The following is a 14,296-nucleotide window of genomic DNA, read 5'->3' as shown; positions in this document are numbered from 1 at the left end:
CGATGGATTTCGGGCTTTCGGAGGAACAGAAGCTCATTGTCGAGACGACGCGCGCCTTCGTCGAGAATGAGCTTTACCCGCATGAACGCGAGGTCGAGCGCACCGGCGTGCTGCGCCGCGAGCTGATCGAGGAGATCAAGGTCAAGGCGATCGAGGCCGGGCTCTATGCCGCCAACATGCCGGCCGATGTCGGTGGCGCCGGCCTCGATACGGTGACCTGGCTGCTCTACGAAAAGGAACTCGGCCGGGCCAATTACGCGCTGCACTGGACCTGCGTGGCGCGCCCCTCCAACATCCTTCTGGCCGGCACGCCGGAACAGCGCGAAAAATACCTGTTCCCTTGCATCCGTGGCGAAAAGTGGGACTGCCTGGCGATGACCGAGCCCGGCGCCGGCTCCGACCTGCGCGGCATGAAGGCGACTGCCGTGCAGGATGGTGACGACTGGGTGCTCAACGGCACCAAGCATTTTATCAGCCATGCCGACCTTGCCGACTTTGCCATCGTCTTCATGGCTTCGGGCGAGGAGGAAACCGCGCGCGGCAAGCGCAAGAAGATCACCGCCTTCTTCGTCGACAAGGGCACCAAGGGGTTCACGGTGCGCGACGGCTACCGCAACGTCTCGCATCGCGGCTACACCAACGCCATCCTCGAATTCGACGATTGCCGGCTGCCGGCGAGCCAGGTTCTGGGCGAGGTGCACAAGGGCTTCGAGGTCGCCAATTCCTGGCTCGGCGCCACCCGCCTGCAGGTTGGCGCCACCTGCCTCGGCCGCGCCGAGCGGGCGCTTGGCCATGCCATCGAGTATTCCGCGCAGCGCCAGCAGTTCGGCCAGCAGATCGGCAAATTCCAGGGCGTGTCATTCAAGCTCGCCGACATGGCGACGGAACTGAAGGCTGCGGACCTGATGGTGTTCGAAGCCGGCTGGAAGTACGATCAGGGTACTGTCACCGATCAGGACATGGCCATGGCCAAGCTGAAGGCTACCGAAATGCTCGCCTTTGTTGCCGACGAAGCAATCCAGATCCATGGCGGCATGGGGCTGATGGACGACCTGCCGCTGGAGCGCATCTGGCGCGATGCGCGCGTCGAGCGCATCTGGGAAGGCACATCGGAGATTCAGCGACATATTATTTCGCGGGCGCTGCTGCGTCCGTTCGGCGCTTAGAGCATGATGGCCAAAACCAGGATCCGGTTTTGGAAGAGATCGCGCTCAAAACGAAAAGATGACCATGCATAAACTCGAACGTCTCCTGCGCCCAAAATCCATCGCCGTTTTTGGCGGGGCGCAGGCCGCTGCCGTCGTCGCGCAATCGATCAAGATGGGCTTTGCCGGCGAGATCTGGCCGGTGCATCCGACCAAGGACGAGGTTGCCGGTCGCAAGGCCTATCGTTCTGTTGCAGACCTTCCCGGTGCGCCCGACGCTGCCTTTGTCGGCGTCAACCGGCATTTGACCATCGAGGTGGTCAAGGCGCTGGCCGAACGTGGCGCCGGCGGCGCCGTCTGCTTTGCCGCCGGTTTTCTCGAGACCGAGGCTTATGATGACGATGGCGAGCGGCTGCAGGCCGAACTGGTCGCAGCTGCCGGCCAGATGCCGATCATCGGCCCGAACTGCTATGGGCTGATCAACTATGCCGACGGCGCGTTGCTGTGGCCCGACCAGCATGGCGGCATCAGGCTGCCCGAAGGCGCAAAGGGCGTCGCCATCATCACCCAGTCGTCCAATATCGCCATCAACATGACGATGCAGAAGCGCGGCCTGCCGATCGCTTTCCTGATGACCGCCGGCAACCAGGCGCAGACCGGCCTGTCCGAAATGGCGCTCGGCCTGATCGAGGACGAGCGCGTGACGTCGCTCGGCCTGCACATCGAGGCCTTCGATTCGGTAGCCGGCTTCGAGCGGCTGGCCGCGCGAGCCCGCGACCTGAAGAAGCCGATCATCGCCATGAAGGTCGGCCGCTCCGAGCAGGCACGGCAGGCGACCGTTTCGCACACCGCCTCACTCGCCGGCTCGGATGCGGCCTCGGGCGCCTTCCTGCGGCGGCTCGGCATTGCGCGTGTCGATTCCATCCCCGCCTTCATCGAGGCGCTGAAGCTGCTGCATGTCACCGGGCCGCTGCCCGGCTACCGGCTGTCGTCGATGAGCTGTTCGGGCGGCGAAGCCTCGGTGATGGCCGACAGCGCCGAGGGCCGCTGGGTCAACTTCCCGGAGCTCACCAGCAAGCATCGCGCCCATGTCAAATCGACGCTGGGGCCGCTGGTCGCTGTCGCCAACCCGTTGGACTACCACACCTTCATCTGGAACAACGAGCCGGCGATGACCGCCACCTTCACCGCCATGGTGTCGGGCGGTTTCGACCTCAACATGCTGGTGCTCGACTTTCCGCGCCCCGATCGTTGCTCGGTCACCGACTGGTGGGCGACGCTGCGCGCCTTCGAATCGGCGCTGAAGACCAACAAGGCGCATGGCGCGATCGTCTCGTCGCTGCCGGAGAACCTGCCGGAGGAATACACCGCCGAGCTGATGGCGCGCGGCATGGTGCCGTTGTTCGGCATCTCCGAAGCCATGGACGCCGCAGGCGCAGCAGCCTTCATCGGCTGGGCCTGGGCCGAGCCGCAGGCGCAGCCGATCGACACGTCAGCTGCCGGCGCTGCCGAAGGCGGCCATGTGACGCCTGACGAGGCCGAAGCCAAGGAGCGGCTGATCAAGGCAGGCCTGCCGGTGCCGAAGGGCGAACGCGCCGCCAACGCGGTCGACGCCGTCATCTCGTCGATGGCGCTCGGCTTCCCGGTGGCGCTGAAGGCGCTCGGCGTCACCCACAAGTCGGAAGTCGGCGCTGTCAGGCTGAACCTGAGGGATGCCGAATCCGTCAGCACAGCGGCGCATGATCTCCTGCCCCTCGGCACCGGCCTCTATGTCGAGCGCATGGTGCGCGACGGCGTCGCCGAACTGATCGTCGGCTTCACCCGCGACCCGATGTTCGGCGCTGTCATGACGCTGGGCACCGGCGGCGTGCTGGTAGAGCTGTTGCGCGACAGCGTCACGCTGATGCTGCCGGCGACGCGCGACGATATCGAGGCGGCGTTGCGCCGCCTGAAGCTGTTCCCGCTGCTCGAGGGCTATCGTGGCCGGCCGAAAGCCGATGTCGCGGCCGCCATCGAGGCGATCGCCGGCATTGCCGACTTCGTGCAGAAGAACGCCGGCGACATCGAGGAACTCGACATCAACCCGCTGATCGTCTGCGCCGAGGGCAAGGGTGCCTGGATCGCCGACGCGCTGCTGGTGCTGGGAGACAAGAAGAATGTCTGACGTCATTTCGACCCGCCGCGAGGGCACTATCCTCGAGGTCACGCTCGACCGGCCGAAGGCCAATGCCATTGACCTCAAGACCTCGCGGCTGATGGGCGAAACGTTCAAGGCGTTCCGCGACGATCCGGAACTGCGGGTCGCCATCGTCAAGACCGCCGGCGACAAGTTCTTCAGCGCCGGCTGGGATTTGAAGGCCGCTGCCGGCGGCGACGCGGTCGATGGCGACTATGGCGTCGGCGGTTTCGCCGGCCTGCAGGAGTTGCGCGACATGAACAAGCCGGTCATCGCCTGCGTCAACGGCATGGCGGTAGGCGGCGGCTTCGAGCTGGCGCTATCCTGCGACCTCATCTACGCCTCCGACCATTCCTCCTTCGCATTGCCCGAGATCCGCGCCGGTACGCTGGCCGACGCTGCGACAATCAAGCTGCCGAAGCGCATTCCCTACCATGTCGCCATGGACCTTCTGCTCACCGGCCGCTGGATGGATGTCGCCGAAGCGCATCGCTGGGGCCTGGTCAACGAAGTGCTGCCCAAGGACAAGCTCGAAGACCGCGTCTGGGAGATCGCAAGGCTGCTGGCCAGCGGGCCGCCGCTGGTGTTCGCCGCGATCAAGCAGACGGCGAGGGTGGCCGAAGCGCTGACCTTCCAGGACGCGATGAACCGCGTCACCCGCCGGCAATTGGCGACCGTCGATGCGCTGTATGGGTCAGACGACAATATGGAAGGTTTTCGCGCATTCGCCGAGAAGCGCGAGCCGGTGTGGAAGGGGAAGTAACCTCTTTACCCTCCCCTCGATGGAGAGGGTCGGACCGAAGGTCCGGGGTGGGGTGATGCACCGCCACCCGCCGTTTCGCGGCGACCTCCCCCGTCATGGGGAGGTAAAGGAGCAGCATGACCGACTACAAAACCCTCATCGACGCCGAGACCTGGGCCTTCATCGAGCGGACCAATTCCTATTATCCGCCGGACACGATCGACTACACCATTGCCCAGCAGCGGGCTATTTATGACCGGATGTGCCGCGAGTTCTTTGCCGGCTATCCCGATGGCGTGACGGCGGAAACGAGCATCATTGCCCCTCACGATATCCCGATCCGCATCTATCGCAGCGCTACCCCGAACAAGGCGGCAATGGTGCTCTACATCCATGGCGGCGGCTTCATCCTCGGCGGGCTCGACAGCCATGACGATGTCTGCGCCGAATTGTGCGCCCGTACGGGCTTCGAGGTGGTCTCCGTCGACTACCGGCTGGCGCCGGAGCATCTGCATCCGGCCGCCTTCGACGACGCGATGAGCGCCTTCGAATGGACGGCCGCGACCTATAAATGTCCCGTCCTGCTCTGCGGCGACAGCGCAGGCGGCAATCTCTGCGCCGCCGTCAGCCACGCGACGCGCGGCCACGCGAAGAGACCGGCCGGCCAGGTGCTGATCTATCCCGGCCTCGGCGGCGATCGCTCGAAGGGCTCCTATCTCACGCATGCCGAGGCGCCAATGCTGACCGTGCGCGACCTCGAATTCTACAAGAATATCCGCACCGGCGGCGTCGATGGAACCGGTGACATCACCCTGTTCCCGCTGGCCGACGCGGACTTCACCAACCTGCCACCAACCGTGCTGATCACCGCCGAGTGCGACCCGCTGTCGTCAGACGGCGAGGCCTATCGCGATCGCGTCCTCGCCGCAGGCGGCCGCGCCACCTGGTTCGAGGAGCCGGGGCTGGTGCATGGTTATCTCCGGGCCAGACACACGGTCGGCCGGGCGCGTGCGAGCTTCAGCCGGATCGTCGAGGCGGTCTCGGTGCTTGGAAAGGGCGACTGGGCCTGGTGATCATTCGCCGACAATCTGCCTGAAAAATAAAGTCGTTCGCCCCTATGTGAAATGGCAAACAGTCCCGGCCGCCGTTTTCGATGAACCTTTCCGCTCTCGCCTGCGACTGACGCTCAGGCGCCCGCATTGTGCGGGGCCGGAAAGGATGCCCCCATGACCACGACCCAAGAGGCTCCACGGTCTCCGGGACCAACGCAAGCTCAGCGCGACCACCGCCTTCGGGATGGGGTCGATGCGCTGGGCTTTCGGCTGATTCCGTTGACCCTGCGTAGGAGCAGGCGTATCGTGAGGATGAGGAAAGCAGACAATTCGATCAGGGACGAACGTGACGGAACGCCGCGCCTTGCCCTGATTCGCGCGGACGGACCGGACGTTCCTCCCGAAAACTTCGGGGGGAGTTTTATGTCCTGCGATCGCGGCACGTCCATGCCATCTCCAAGCGGCGGTTTGCGCCGTTCGCTCCATCCGGCCGCCGGTTTGCTTGCGCTGGTGCTGAGCGCCACGCTCTGGCTGGGCACAGTTGCCCGGGCGCAGGAAACCCAGATCATCTATCCCGGCTCGATGGCGGTGACCGGATTCTCCGGCACCGTCATTCCCAATTTCGAAGAAGGGCTGCCGCCCGGGGTCGACCCGGTCGACGAAACCTTCATCGATACGACGCGCGCCACCTTGCGCGTCTTCGACGTTTCGGCGCTGGGCGGACCGGCCTCCGGCCAGCTCGTCTATACGCCACCGCCTTTCGAGGTGACGGCCGAACAGATCGGCCAGGTGTTCGCCATCACCTATGATGACGGCGTGCGCGACGGCGTCCCGTCCGGTATCCCCAACCTCTATGCCGGCGCCACCTCGCTGCACGGCATCCGCATCGTCACCCCCGACGAAGATTCCGACGGCCGGCCCGAGCGGCAGCGCCGTGGCACGGCGGGCGCCGTCTTCATGGACGGCCAGTTCGGCACCGAAAACGGTGGTGGTCCCGGCACGATCTGGAAGATCGACGGCATTACCGGCTCTGTCTCCAAATTTGCCGACATCGACACCAACAGCGGTCCCGGCATCGGCGACATCACATTCGACGGCAATCATCGCGAGTTCTTCGCCAGCGACCTAGACACCGGCCTCATCCACCGCCTCGACGCCAATGGCACGTTGATCGATACATTCGACCACGGCGTTGCCGGACGGCCGGCGCATGGGCTTGCACCGGTCGCCGACGACGGAGCGGTGATGGACATTCAGGGCGCCGCCTTCGATAGCGAAGACCCCGATACCTGGGGCTACACGCAGGATGAACGCCGCGTCTGGGCGGTCGCCTATCATGGCGGCCGGGTCTACTACTCGGTCGGTGAAGAGGCCGAGATCTGGTCGGTGGGCATTGCCCGCGACGGCAGCTTTGCCGGCGATCCGCGCTGGGAGCTGACGGTCAAGGCCGACAAGGATTACGCCGTCACCGATATCGCCTTCGACAACCAGGGCTTCATGTACCTGGCGCAGCGCGGTCCGGTGGAAAACCGATACGATTACAGCCAGTTCGCCGATTCCGGCAAAGGCGAGGTCATCCGCTACTGGCGTGAAAACCCCGACGATCCGGCAACGGAATCCGAATGGGTGGAAGAGCCGCAGGAATATGCGGTCGGCTTCCCGCAAGGCAACCGGCAGTCGGCCGGCGGCCTCGACCTGCAATATGGCTACGACGCCGAAGGCAATCTCAACACAGGCGTGTGCACCGACACGCTGGTCAACACCGGCGACAAACTGCGCGACAACCCGACACTGGCCGAACAGCTCGCCGCCGGCGGGCCGCTTGCCGTGCACGGCGTGCAGATCACGCCGACGCCGCTGGTCAAGCCGGCCAACGTGCCGCCCTTCGGCTCCTGGTTCGTCGATTTCGACGGCTATTTCGAAGACCCCGAAGTGGAAGGCCATGTCGGCGACGTCGAGGTCTGGCACCCCTGCGAAGGCCGTGCCGGCTACTATGAAGAGATCCCCGGCGGTTACCTGCCGCCCTTCTATCCGCCTGATTTCCCACCGCCCGGCGATCTGCCGCCGTGCATCGATGTCGAGGATGTCCAGTTCTACTGCACGCCTCGCGGCCTCCAGGCCGACCTCTATCTCCATGACCATGCCGGCTTCGGCGGCGATTCGATCAAGGCCCAGTCCAGGACGCCAGGCGTCGGGGTGACATCACCTCAGTCGCATGCTCCCGGCAAGCCTTACACGATCGACATCACCGGCCATTCTCCGGGCGACAGAGTCGATGTTGGACTTTGCTTCTACAGGCAGTCCGACAAGGACAAGGGTGGCTACTACCCTTGCTGCAAGATGACTTTGCCGCTCAGAACCCCAGCCGTCAGCTGCGAACGTTGAGGAGGGGAAGATGAAAAATCTCATGCTTTCCCCGACCGCGACGAGCTCGCAATCAACCGTCATGGAGACCATCATGAAACCCCTGTCATACGCCAGGCGCGGTGCGCGCTGGCTGATGGCGGCCGGTATCGCGGTCGCCATGTTCACCCCTGTGGCAAGCCACGCCGAAGACGCCGTCCCGATCACTCCGGAACTGCGGCTCGACCTCGACAATTCGAAAATCGTCACTCCGAGGCCGGAACGGGTCGTGCCGTTCTTCACCAAGAAAGGCACACAGAGAGGCTGCGACTATGTCGTCTACTCCCTGAGCTTCGGCCTGCGCGGCGATGCGCAAAGCTTTGCCGACCCGGGCATGATTGCCCTGTTGAAGAAGCTCAAGATCGAGTTCAAGGACCAGCTTCCGCACGGCCTGTCGATCGTCAGCGCTCACGTGTCGGGCGACGGCACGGACGCTGCGGGCGGCTCGCTGCCCGGCGTTTCGATCAGCACCTCGGCCGATCCGAACGATACGGCAACCGTGTCTGATTTCCGGCTCTCCGCCGCCGATCTCGACGGCGCGGGCGCTGCCAATGAACGCGTCATCAACTTCCAGATCACCGCCAAGATCGACCATGCGGCGTTTCCGTCGCCGGCGGTCATCGACAATCAGGGCCTGATCAAGGTGACAAACGGAGCCGGCACCGGGACCATCATCCCGTCGCAGGATCCGGGCAAGCCAGACGATGGCGACTACAAGACCGGCGTGAAGACCTCGATCCGGATCGACCTCACCAACTGCGACAGGCGGCCTCCGCCTCCCGACCGGGAATGCTTCAAGGTGGAGCGCGGCACGGTCGATTGCGTACCGGGCGGCGGCGCCTTCATCTACCACATGCCGGTCGGCCCGGAGATGGGCGGCAAGTGGGTGCAGGTGTCGACGACGACCCCCGGCATCACCATCATCCCCGACACCCAGCTGGTGCCGGCGGGCGGCGGCGTGCTCAACTGGAAGATCGTCGGCGCATCGCCCGGCGACGTCATCCACCTCATCGTCACCGGCATCGAGACCTATGCCGGCCCGAAGGAGGGTTGGGGCCTATGCTGCACGCAGACGATCGACATCGTCATCCCGCGTGACCTCAGATGTCCACCCAAGGACAAGGAACCCGACCTCAAGGTCGAGAAACGCGCCGACGTGACGCGTTGCACGATGGGCGGCGGCTGCGACTTCACCATCCGGGTCACCAATGTCGGCGACGGGCCGTATCACGGCAAGATCGTGCTCGACGAGGTGACGCTGCCGGCCGGCTCGACGCTGGATTCAGGACCCAATCCGCCCTGGGTCTGCGTGCCCGGCGTGACCCCGATGACTTGCACCTACCCGGTGACCACGCTCAATCCCGGCGCCTCTGTCGACCTCAAGCTCGGCTTCAAGCCGGCCGGAGGCTGGCAAGGCAGCGCGCTGCGCAACTGCGCCACCTACAACTACGGCGCCAGCGGCAAGCCGCTGTTCGGCAGCCAGCAGAACGATCGCGGCTGCGCCTCGATCCCGATCTGCCGGCGTGGCGATCGCAACCCGGACTGCCGGCCGCCGGTCGACAAGAAGGTCGACCTGATCCTGAAGAAGCGTGCCCGCATTCCGGTCTGTACGCCCGACGGCATCTGCTACTTCGTGATCGACATCATCAACAATGGCAGCGTCCCCTATAATGGGCCGCTGACGGTCATCGACAATTACCCGGGCGGCGCGCCGGCCTCTTCGACCTTCGGCCCGTCTCCGCCCTGGACATGCGGACCGAACGGCCCCGGCCAGTTCCGCTGCGACAATGCCGGCATCGTGCTGATGCCGGGCGCCTCGACGCCGATCGTCGTCAAGGCGGTGATGCCGGCCGGCTACCAGTCGGACTCGGTGGAAAACTGCGCGGCGCTGAAGCCTGTCCCCGGTGAGGTCGACCTCACCAACAACAAGGCTTGCGCCAAGGAACGCTTCCGGCATCCCAATGGCGGCAAGCCAACCTTGCGCATAACCAAGGTGTGCAACGGCTCGCTGGCCGGTGCCGCGGTGGTTTCCTGCCGCATCACCGTCATCAGTGTCGGCACCGCAGCCCCCACCGGTCCGGTACGGGTTAGCGACGCCGCCACGCTGATATCGGGCGGCGCGCCGGTCCAGATTCAGACCGTCACCCCTGACGGCGCGGAATGGGCCTGCGGCGCGGTTCCGGCCAACGCGCTGTCATGCCAGATTCCCGGCGCCGTGATGACGCCCGGAACCAGCCGGCACTTCGACGTGACGGTCTCGGCCAATGGCGCGTTCGAGAACTGCGCACGCGGCTCGTACGGCCCGGCTCCGGGAGACGACGTCGTCTACCCGTTCGGCCAGGCCTGCGCCAAGGGCGGCGGCACCTCCGCCATCAGCGTCAAGAAGACCGGCGATGCCGAGTGCCAGCCGGGACAGCCCTGCTCGTTCGAGATCACCATCACCAATGACGGCCAGACCCCATTCTCGGGTCCGGTCCGCATCGGCGATGCGATCGGTGTGGACGGGCTCGGCCGCCTGGAAGGCGTTGCGATCACCTCGATCGAACCGCCCTTCGGCTGCTCGCCGGAACCGACGACGCTGCCTCTGTCTTGCATCGCCAACCTGACGCTCGGCGCCGGGGAAAGCCACGTGCACACTGTCACCGTGGTCCTTCCCGACGACGGCCGACTGGCCAATCTGCAGGGCAGTGTCAGCGGCCAGAACTGCGTCGGCGTCTTGTCACCCGATACCAGGGTGCAAGGCGGCGATGTGCTGCCCGGCGATCTGACCAACATCCAGGGCGATCGCGGCAAGGCCTATGCGTGCCATCCCTTCACCATCAAACGCGAGGTGAAGAAAGAGTGCTCGCCGGGCTTTGTGATGAACGACGCCGGCCGGTGCGTGTGTCCGGAAGGCACCACCTTCCGCAACGGCCAGTGCTCGCCCGACGGTGGCGTCATCATCGAGCCAAAGCCAAGGCCCTGCGTGCTGCTCAAGGGCCAGATCCGCACCGAGGACGGACGCTGTGTCTGCCCACGCGGAACCGAGCTCGAGAACGGCGCCTGCGTCAAGATCGACAAGCCGGGCTGCACCATCCCCGGCTCGGTCCCGACGTCGGACGGCAATGGCTGCTACTGCCCGGACGGCACGCATCTCGACCGACAGGCAAATGCCTGCGTGCGCGACAAGCAGAAGCCCGAGCAGTGCACGATACGCGGTCAGGTTCATGACGCCGACGGTGATTGTGTCTGCCCGCGTGGCACCGAGGTGCGCAATGGAGCCTGCCGGCCGATCCGGCCGAAGCCAGAGCAGTGCACCATCCGCGGCCAGGTTCATGACGCGGATGGCGATTGTGTCTGCCCGCGCGGGACCGAGGTGCGCAATGGAGCCTGCCGCCCGATCCGGCCGAAGCCCGAGCAGTGCACCATCCGCGGTCAGGTCCATGACGCCAATGGCGATTGCGTCTGCCCGCGGGGAACCGAGGTGCGGGACGGTGCCTGCCGGCAGAAGCGGCCTGTGCAGGAGCAGTGCGACATACGCGGCCAGGTCCACAACAAGCGCGGCGAGTGCGTCTGCCCGCGCGGCACCCAGGTGATCGACGGCGCATGCCGCAAGCCGAGGCCGGAAGAATGTGCCCCGGGCTCGGTGATGATCAACGGCCAGTGCCAACCGATCAGGCGGCGCTGCCCGGAAGGCACGGTTGGGCGGTATCCGAACTGTCGGGCCATCCGGCAACAGCCATCGCTCGATCCGAGCCTGTTGCTCAATCCGGGGATCCTTCAGCAGTTCGTGCCGAACCGCACGCAGCAGCCGCAGGTACAGCCGCAGAGGGATCCGACGGCCAACTTCAAGCCGTAGGCTCTGGATACGAGCCAGAAATAGAACCCCCGCCGGAGCGATCCGGCGGGGGTTTTTCTTTCAGGCGGCAGAGTTGTCGATGCTCACACACTGCCCCGGGCCGAATCTCAACTGGCGGGCGTGTAGCGCAGCAGCGTCACACCCTGGGCAAGGCTTTGCGTGCCGAGCGGCTGCAAGGTCAGCGACAGGCCGGACTGGAAGTACGGCTTGCCGCCGCCCAGCACGACCGGCTGCATGTAGAGCCGGAACTCGTCGATCAAGCCCGCGCGCGCGAATTGTGCGGCAAGGCCGGCGCCGCTGACGGAGATTTCGCCCTCCGTCTGCGATTTGATCTGGTTTGCAACGGTTTCGACATCGCCACTCATCAGCCGGGCATTGGGGCCGACGTCGCGAAGCGTCGTCGAAAACACAATCTTCGGTGTCGTCTGCCAGGCCATGGCAAAATCCCGCTCGACCTCTCGCCCGGTTTTGCGCTCCGGACTGTCCCAGAAGCGCATCGCCTCATACATCCGGCGTCCGCAGAGCGCGATCGCGGTCCGCCGCATCTCGTCGTTGAAATGCCGATGCAGTTCTTCCTCGGGCACCGGCAAGCCGATGTCGCCGGACGGTCCTTCGATAAAGCCGTCCAGCGAGGTCAGCATGGAATAGACGATCTTTCCCACGTGTACCTCCGTTCGATGCCTATAGGCTATATATCTGATTGCGATTTGCAATCAGATTTCAAAAAGCGAACGGACTCAAGCGGATCACCCGGGAAGGCCAACACTCGGACCAGCAATTATGTTCTGTCGCTGTGAACCTTAGCTCCGGCTGGGATGACCCACTCCTGAAAGGAACACTTTCAGGAGAGAGAAAATGTCTTCAACCCGTTACATCTTTCGCAACACGGCGACCGCTGTTGCCTTGATCGCAGCCGCGCTCGCCAGCACGTCAGCCCTTGCCGAACAGGCCAACATCAAGTCGATGTCCTTCGACACGCAGAGCGCCAACACCACGCTCCACGTCGTTTCGAGCGACAAGCAGAAATGGGACACGCTGAAGAGCGGTACAGTCCAGTTCTGGGGCCACATGAAGATCGATACACGCTGGCCCGGCTACGTTCAGGATGTCGGTGTCGCACTCGGCATCTGCGGACCCAGCCAGTGCGGCCCGTTTCCACCGATCTGGAGCGCGGCTCCAGTCAGCCGTGACTACGACCACCAGGAAAACTTCGCCTTTGATCCGTCCACTTTACCCCTGTCGTCGGGCACCGGCATCGCCATCGTGCCCTATGGCGACCAGATCATCGCCAAGTGCAACCAGCACCTGCAGGCTGACGGTCCGACGAAATCCTATTCGTTCAGCCACACGTTCGATGCCAGCTTCACGGCGCTTACCGACAAGGCACTCGACATGGGCAATGCCGTTGCCGAAACCCAGCAGGGCAGCTGGCCCTATCCGCTTTTCGACTCGAATTACGCCGCGCACGGCACCTTCCAGGTGCAGGTTGTCTGCGACCCGGTGATCAAGCCCAATGTCCAGGACATGAGTGCCGATTTCGGCGAGTTCGAGGTCGAGAACGTCAAGCTGTTCCTGACCACCTACCAGTCGAACCAACCGGGCTCGACACCTGGCACGATCTGTCCCTCGCTGAAGGTCACCAGCCGGGCCCAGGCCAACCAGGCCGGGCCGGTCTCGATGCGCATCTGGCGACAGAAGGACGGCGGACCGATCACCTCCGAGTTCAAGCAGGCGTGGGCATCGTACGACGCGAGCAAGAACGGTTATTACACCAACTATGAGAAGTGGGAGAACGTCGGCGCCACGGCCTATTTCCAGTACAAGACCGAAATCGTCGGCAATGGACCGTTCGAACCCTTCGACGGCTGGAAGGACATCACCGTCCATTGCACCGGTGCCGGCGGCGGTGGTTTCACCGACACACCGCAGGCCGATCCCGACAACCCGCCGGCAAAGGCCGACTGGCAAGGCGAAGTGGTCGTTTCCGACAGCGCAGGAGCGAGAAAACTCTGCCCTCGCAAAGGTCAGGTCGCATTCGAAGTGAGCCGCGGCGAGCCCGGTGCGTTTCACTACCGGATCGGCTGTTCGAACGGCGCCTTCTTCACCGGCACTGCGGTCGCCTTCAACGATGGCGGCGTCTTCAAGGCCAGCGCCGCACATGACCTCAGCATCGTCAGGACCCGCTCGATCCAGTGCACCCTGCAAGAGATCAAGCAGAACGGCTCCATCGCCAGCGTCGATACCGACAAGGAGGATTTCACCTGCATAAAGCGCACCTCCGAACCGGAGGCCGACGATCTCGTCTCGAGCACACGGCCGGACTTCGGCAAGCCGAGACTGCCGCCGGTCATCGTCGATCCCGGCCGCAAATGCCTGCCCAGCCAGACATTGCTGCGCGGCAGATGCATCGACAAGCCGATCGTTGCGGCGTGCAAGAGCACCGAAAAGCTTGTCAACGGCAGGTGTATCGGTGTCAGCATCCACTGTCTCCCAGGCTATCGTCAGGTCGGCTTGGAATGCGTGAGGAACCCTGTCGTCGCCGACCAATGCAGGCGCGACGAATTGCGCATCAACGGCAAATGCGTGCGCAAGCCTCCCGTCGTCATCGACTGCAAACGCGGCTACCACCTGGTTGGCAAGGCATGCGTCAAGGACGCCATCATCACCACTGGCTGCCGGACAACCGAAAAGCTGGTGCGTGGACATTGCGTGCCGAAGCCGCCCGTCAAGACGTTCAATTTGCAGAGATTGAAGCAAGGCAGCGGCAAGCTGTTTGCGTCGGGATTGGCCAAACCACGGCGTCACGTGAACTGAAATTTGGCGCTACAGACCTGGAGAGGCGGCCCTTGGCCGCCTCTTTGCTTGTGCGCAGAGAGCGTATTAACGCCGGATTCCTGTCGACAAGCAGCGCCGGGACCATTAGGGCGGAAGCGGGTTCAA

Annotated in this window: 8 protein-coding genes; 7 read left to right on the top strand and 1 reads right to left on the bottom strand. The window is 64.4% G+C overall.

The genetic code is table 11. The annotated features are described in order from the left end of the window. Window positions 1-2: 2 nt before the first annotated feature. From FJV77_RS15445 to FJV77_RS15420, 6 genes are all read left to right on the top strand, one after another. Window positions 3-1,166 carry an acyl-CoA dehydrogenase gene (locus tag FJV77_RS15445; RefSeq protein ID WP_112565613.1) on the top strand — a complete coding sequence of 388 codons (1,164 nt, stop codon included), beginning with the start codon at window positions 3-5 and terminating at the stop codon, window positions 1,164-1,166. 64 nt (window positions 1,167-1,230) lie between these two features. Then, the gene (locus FJV77_RS15440) at window positions 1,231-3,309 is read left to right on the top strand and encodes an acetate--CoA ligase family protein (RefSeq protein ID WP_142867650.1); all 2,079 of its coding nucleotides are present in this window, start codon (window positions 1,231-1,233) and stop codon (window positions 3,307-3,309) included. Next, the gene (locus tag FJV77_RS15435; RefSeq protein WP_142867649.1) at window positions 3,302-4,084 is read left to right on the top strand and encodes a carnitinyl-CoA dehydratase; all 783 of its coding nucleotides are present in this window, start codon (window positions 3,302-3,304) and stop codon (window positions 4,082-4,084) included. The genes FJV77_RS15440 and FJV77_RS15435 overlap by 8 nt, the downstream gene beginning before the upstream one ends. A 116-nt stretch (window positions 4,085-4,200) precedes the next feature. Continuing rightward, entirely contained in the window at window positions 4,201-5,136 is a 936-nt protein-coding gene (locus FJV77_RS15430; RefSeq protein ID WP_142867648.1) for an alpha/beta hydrolase, read from the top strand. A 426-nt stretch (window positions 5,137-5,562) separates the two neighbouring features. After that, window positions 5,563-7,500, top strand: coding sequence for a hypothetical protein (locus FJV77_RS15425; RefSeq protein WP_246691271.1), 1,938 nt, complete (start codon window positions 5,563-5,565; stop codon window positions 7,498-7,500). Window positions 7,501-7,510: 10 nt separating this feature from the next. Then, a complete protein-coding gene (locus tag FJV77_RS15420) occupies window positions 7,511-11,356 on the top strand; it encodes a DUF11 domain-containing protein (RefSeq protein ID WP_142867646.1) in 3,846 nt (1,281 codons plus the stop codon). Window positions 11,357-11,463: 107 nt separating this feature from the next. Here the strand turns inward: FJV77_RS15420 and FJV77_RS15415 are convergent, their stop codons facing one another. Continuing rightward, a complete protein-coding gene (locus FJV77_RS15415) occupies window positions 11,464-12,018 on the bottom strand; it encodes a dihydrofolate reductase family protein (protein WP_142867645.1) in 555 nt (184 codons plus the stop codon). A 193-nt stretch (window positions 12,019-12,211) separates the two neighbouring features. Here FJV77_RS15415 and FJV77_RS15410 point away from each other — a divergent pair, with 193 nt between their 5' ends. Beyond that, window positions 12,212-14,170 carry a hypothetical protein gene (locus FJV77_RS15410; RefSeq protein ID WP_142867644.1) on the top strand — a complete coding sequence of 653 codons (1,959 nt, stop codon included), beginning with the start codon at window positions 12,212-12,214 and terminating at the stop codon, window positions 14,168-14,170. The last annotated feature ends 126 nt before the right edge of the window (window positions 14,171-14,296 follow it).

Source organism: Mesorhizobium sp. WSM4306, from assembly GCF_007003975.1.
GTDB lineage: Bacteria > Pseudomonadota > Alphaproteobacteria > Rhizobiales > Rhizobiaceae > Mesorhizobium.
Note: the sequence above shows the minus strand (reverse complement) of the source record. Positions and strands in the feature narration are given on the sequence as shown.